The sequence below is a fragment of the Mycobacterium sp. genome (genome assembly GCF_032161845.1).
Classification (GTDB): domain Bacteria; phylum Actinomycetota; class Actinomycetes; order Mycobacteriales; family Mycobacteriaceae; genus Mycobacterium.
Genome location: NZ_JAVRQA010000280.1, coordinates 1 through 4,248, shown reverse-complemented (window position 1 = coordinate 4,248; position 4,248 = coordinate 1). Strand labels below are relative to the sequence as shown.

Genomic DNA, 4,248 nt, shown 5'->3' with positions numbered 1-4,248 from the left:
ACGTGGCTCTGCGATCCGCCCAAGATCGGTTGGCGCCAGGTGTGGCCTAAAAGGGATCACCCGACCGTCAGACCGACTCGCCGACTTCGTCTAAGGCCGACGACCCCGTAGCAGCCCGAGCCGCGTCGCGCATGAACTCGCCGAAGGCGCGACGCGTCGCGAGCGTGTAGCGGTCGGCCTCGACCGACAGCTCGTAATGCTCGCGCTCGAACGGCACCTCCAGCGGGTCAAGGTTGTTCAATGTCGGCAAGTCCTCTTGCAGTTTCTGCAGCTCGGTGGCTAGCGTCGCAGCCGGATCCAACGCCGTGTAGCCCTCCGCCGTGCCAGAGACCAGGAACATCCGGCACCCGGTCAAATCTGAAGGGCAAAACGCCTCAATGACGACCCGCTTGCCGCCGGCTCCGTGATCCAGCAGCACGGTGGCGATGCCCGGCGCCACCGTGTGGTAGTCGAACGTCAGGTCCGCGACGTCGCGGAACGGTTCGGCTTCGCCATTGGCGGCGGAGTAGCTGCGCGTCATCCAGGTCTCGTATCGTTCTCGGCGCACCTCGAACTCCGAAACCTGTTGCAGCACTTTGCCCATCGTCGCGGAGTGTATGAACGGGGCCTGGGCGACGTCGCGGAAGTTCTCCATCGCCGCCAGCACCCCCGCCTCGACGTCGACGGGCACGCCTGCGGAGAAGGTCATGCGGAGTGGTTCGAGTTCGGGGAGGTCGGGCGGGCCCGTCAGCGGATCGCCGACGCACGTCCAGACCAGGCCGTAGCGCTCGACGACGGGGAAGGCGCCGATGACGGCGGCCTTCGGGATCGGGGCCGACGATCCGTTGGGCGGGATGTAGACGCACTGCCCGTCCGTGCCGCGCCATTGCCAACCGTGGTAGTGGCACTCGATCGAGTCGTCGACGACGGCGCCCAGGTGTAGCGCCCCGCCGCGGTGCAGACACCGGTCGGGCAGTACCCGCGGTTGCCCGTCGGCGGTGCGGAACGCGACCAGGCGCCGGCCGAGCAACGTCGTCTTGCGGGGATGGTCGAGGTCGACGGAGCGGGCGACCGGGAACCAGCCGCGGCGCAGTGCCGCGGTGCGGGTGTTGGAATTCATTCGCCGATCGGCGTCGATGATCCCGAGGGTACGACGTCGTCGTAGGCGGCCGCGGCGGCGGTGAGTTTCGGCAACGTCGCGGGATCGCGAAGCAGTCCGCGCACCATGATGGCCGCGAGTTCGGTAGCGACATGCTCGCGCGAGTAGTCCTGGTGCCGGAAGGGGCTGTTACCGCCAGGAGTGTGCGCGGCCGAATTGCGGTACCGACGCTGCACGCCCTCTTCAGCGGCGCAGATGTTCAGCGCAGCGTACTCGGGATCGCACTCGATGAACTCGCCGCACGCGATGCCGTCGCTGATGAGGGTGGCGATGTTCTGGTGCAGAGCGGCGGTGTCGGCCCAGAACTCGACGAACACGTCGGGCTGCTGTTCGGCCAGCACCTCAACCTCGCAGATGTCGACCGGCGACGAGCAGAGCTCGAGGATGTCGAGGCGCAGTAGCCTCAGCAGCCGCACGGCGGGCGAGCCCGGCTCCGCCACGACCCGCTGTGCGAACGTGAGTGAGATGGTGTTCAACGCGAGCAGGCCGAGGAGGATGTCCTCCTTCTGCCGGAACCAGTAGTACAGCGACGACTGGCCCAGTCCGCACTCGCGGGCGATCTGCGTCATGGTCGTGTTGAGGTACCCGCGCTCGCGGAAGAGCCGTGCGGCGACGACCAGGATGTGGCCGCGGCGGTCGGAGTCGCCGGCTTCACGCCCGAGCTCGACCTGATCAATGTTGTGTTGAGTCATCGACATCCCGTCCGCCCAGTGGCGCCGCCGTTACTGTGCTGCGATCGTCTCACGACATCAGCATCCCGCCGTTGATCTGCACGCACTCTCCGGTGAAAGATTTGGCGCCAGCTACGAATACGACCACGTCGGCCACCTCGGCGGGCTGTATGAGCTGGCCGGTCGGCATGCCCGCCGCGTACCGGCGATGCAGCTCGTCGAGTCCCACTCCGAGGAATTCGGCGTCACGGTTGAGCTGCTCCGTCTCGGTCGGTCCAGGGGCGATTGCGTTTACCCGGATCGCCGGTGCGAGCTCGCGGGCCAGCGACCGCGTCATCCCGATCAGCCCGGCCTTGCTCGCGGCATAGGCGCTGAATCCGGCCTCGCCCCGCAGCGCCGAGATGCTGCTGAGGTTGACGATCTGGCCGGCGCTTTCCCGCAGTGCGGCTGCCGCCGCTTGGGTCAGCCACAGGGGTGCGGTCAGATTGACCTCGATGTCGCGCCACCACAGTGGCATCGTCTCCACGGTCGGTTCGACCACCGTCATCGTCGCGGCGTTGTTGACCAGTAGGTCCAGCCGTCCGAAACGCGCAAGCACGGCGTCGATGACCGCCCGGCAGTTGTCCCGCCCGCGCAGGTCGGCCGGAATCGTCAGAGTGGCGTGGGCAACCTCGCCTGCCTCGGCCAGGTCGGTCGCGGCGACCGTCCAGCCCGCCTTGCCGAGCGCGGCCACGATCTCGCGGCCGATGCCGCCGGCCGCTCCCGTCACGAGCGCAACCTTCGCGTTCACTGGATCACCACTCCGCCGTTGGGCGAAATCACCTGGCCGGTAAGCCATGTCCACTCAGCGACGTCGACGATCGCCCGGGCCAATTCCTCAGGGGTGCCGAATCTTTGAAGCGGAATGCTGTGCCGGTAGTCCTCGTCCCGCCACCGCGGTGTGAGCATCTCGGTGTCCGTCGGGCCCGGGCAGATGACGTTGACCCGGACCTGGTCGGGCCCGTACTCGCGGGCGACTGAGCGGACCAGGCCGATCATGGCCGACTTCGCGGTCACGTACGGCACGTGGTCCTCGTCGCCGAGCAGGGCCAGTTCCGACGAGATGCCCACGATCGAGCCGTTGCGACGGGCCCGCATCCGCGGCCCAACGGCCGCGATCACGTTGACGCAGCCACCGAGGATGACCCCGAGGCTGCTGTGCCACAGCTCTGGCGTCACCTCCTCGAGCGGCAGGTCGACGTCGAAGCCCGCACAGGCCACCGCGACTTCAATTGGGCCAAGGTCGGATTCGACGGCGGCGACCAGCTGATCGACGGCCGTCACGTCCGAGACGTCGGCTTCGTACGCGATCCCGCCGATGTCGCTGGCCACCTGCTTGGCCTCGGTCTCGCGGCCGAGGTGATCGACGGCGACCTGGTAGCCGCGGGCCGCGAGCGCATAGGCGGTGGCGCGGCCGATGCCGCTTGCGCCCCCGGTCACCAGGGCAGCGCCCGCCATCTAGCGCCCCTCCTCGGTGGTCAGCAACATCTCCAATGCCGGAGTGCGGTCGGTCATTTCAAATTCGGTGTCCAGGATCTCCACGATGTGGTCGACGATCCGGTCGGTCAGCAGTTTGCCCTTGGCCACACTGGCCTGGGTCGCCGACGCCAGCACGCCGGTGGGGGTCGACATCGCCGGGTCGATCGGCAGCACGTCCCATGGCACGTTGCGGGCGGGGGCGTCGTCCACGATGCGGTCCATGCGGACCGTATCGGGGCGCAGGTATTCGAACAGCGAGGTCTCGATGACCGCGGCGTGCTCGAGGGCCAAGCCGGGGAAGCCGTCCGGGAACAGCACGTCCAGATCGGCACTTTCGAAGTCGGGCATGCCGTTCTCGACGACGACGATCTTCACACCGGGGAAGCGCCCTGATACCAGGTAGGCCGGTTCGTACACGAAGTTCTGGTTCTCGAAGTGCCAGCTGTACAGCACGATCCGGCGGAATCCGGTGCGGATCAATTCCTCGAGCAGGTCCTCCAACATGGCAATGAACGTCGTCGCGCGCAGCGACAGGGTGCCGGGAAACTGCTGGCCGCCACCGCTGGCCGGGCGCGAGCGGTACCCGAGCCGCACCGGCGGACCCACGATGAAGGGGCGCCGGGCCGCGGCCAGGCGTAGCAGCGCCTGGGGGACCACCCAGTCGGCGCTCACGGGCAGGTGCGGACCGTGTTGTTCGGTCGCGCCGATCGCGATCACGACCGGGGCGTCCTCCGCGGCTGCCGCGGCGATCTCGGGCCAGGTCATCCACTCGTACTCGACGGTGCCCGCGCCACGCACCGGGCTCATCAGGTCGTCACTCACAGCTGCCTCCATGTCATTTACCAGCCAAATCGATACTGCATCGATTTGTAAATCCCGCTGTTCCGTCAATTCTTACTACGGACAGTCGCACCACGTCCA

General features: G+C 67.5%; 5 protein-coding genes. All 5 read right to left on the bottom strand.

Going from position 1 to position 4,248, the window contains the following annotated elements; all coding sequences use genetic code 11:
* Positions 1 to 67: 67 nt before the first annotated feature.
* From QOD90_RS15555 to QOD90_RS15535, 5 genes are read right to left on the bottom strand one after another with little or no spacing between them, the layout of a single operon-like run.
* Positions 68 to 1,099 carry a Rieske 2Fe-2S domain-containing protein gene (locus QOD90_RS15555; RefSeq protein ID WP_526351210.1) on the bottom strand — a complete coding sequence of 344 codons (1,032 nt, stop codon included), beginning with the start codon at positions 1,097 to 1,099 and terminating at the stop codon, positions 68 to 70.
* Positions 1,096 to 1,830: a TetR/AcrR family transcriptional regulator gene (locus QOD90_RS15550; protein ID WP_526351208.1), complete on the bottom strand. Its 735-nt coding sequence runs from the start codon at positions 1,828 to 1,830 to the stop codon at positions 1,096 to 1,098. Before QOD90_RS15550 ends, QOD90_RS15555 begins: the two co-directional genes overlap by 4 nt.
* Positions 1,831 to 1,879: 49 nt before the next feature.
* Positions 1,880 to 2,578, bottom strand: coding sequence for an SDR family NAD(P)-dependent oxidoreductase (locus QOD90_RS15545; protein ID WP_526351206.1), 699 nt, complete (start codon positions 2,576 to 2,578; stop codon positions 1,880 to 1,882).
* Between the two features lie 17 nt (positions 2,579 to 2,595).
* Positions 2,596 to 3,306 (bottom strand): SDR family NAD(P)-dependent oxidoreductase, encoded by a 711-nt coding sequence (locus tag QOD90_RS15540; protein WP_526351204.1) that lies wholly within the window; start codon positions 3,304 to 3,306, stop codon positions 2,596 to 2,598.
* Positions 3,307 to 4,149, bottom strand: coding sequence for a creatininase (locus tag QOD90_RS15535; protein ID WP_526351202.1), 843 nt, complete (start codon positions 4,147 to 4,149; stop codon positions 3,307 to 3,309).
* Positions 4,150 to 4,248 lie beyond the last annotated feature (99 nt).

Bases quoted from the DNA above. Each gene is read 5' to 3' on its own strand.
- QOD90_RS15550 (WP_526351208.1), bottom strand. From the start codon at position 1,830: ATGACTCAACACAACATTGATCAGGTCGAGCTCGGGCGTGAAGCCGGC.
- QOD90_RS15540 (WP_526351204.1), bottom strand. From the start codon at position 3,306: ATGGCGGGCGCTGCCCTGGTGACCGGGGGCGCAAGCGGCATCGGCCGC.
- QOD90_RS15555 (WP_526351210.1), bottom strand. From the start codon at position 1,099: ATGAATTCCAACACCCGCACCGCGGCACTGCGCCGCGGCTGGTTCCCG.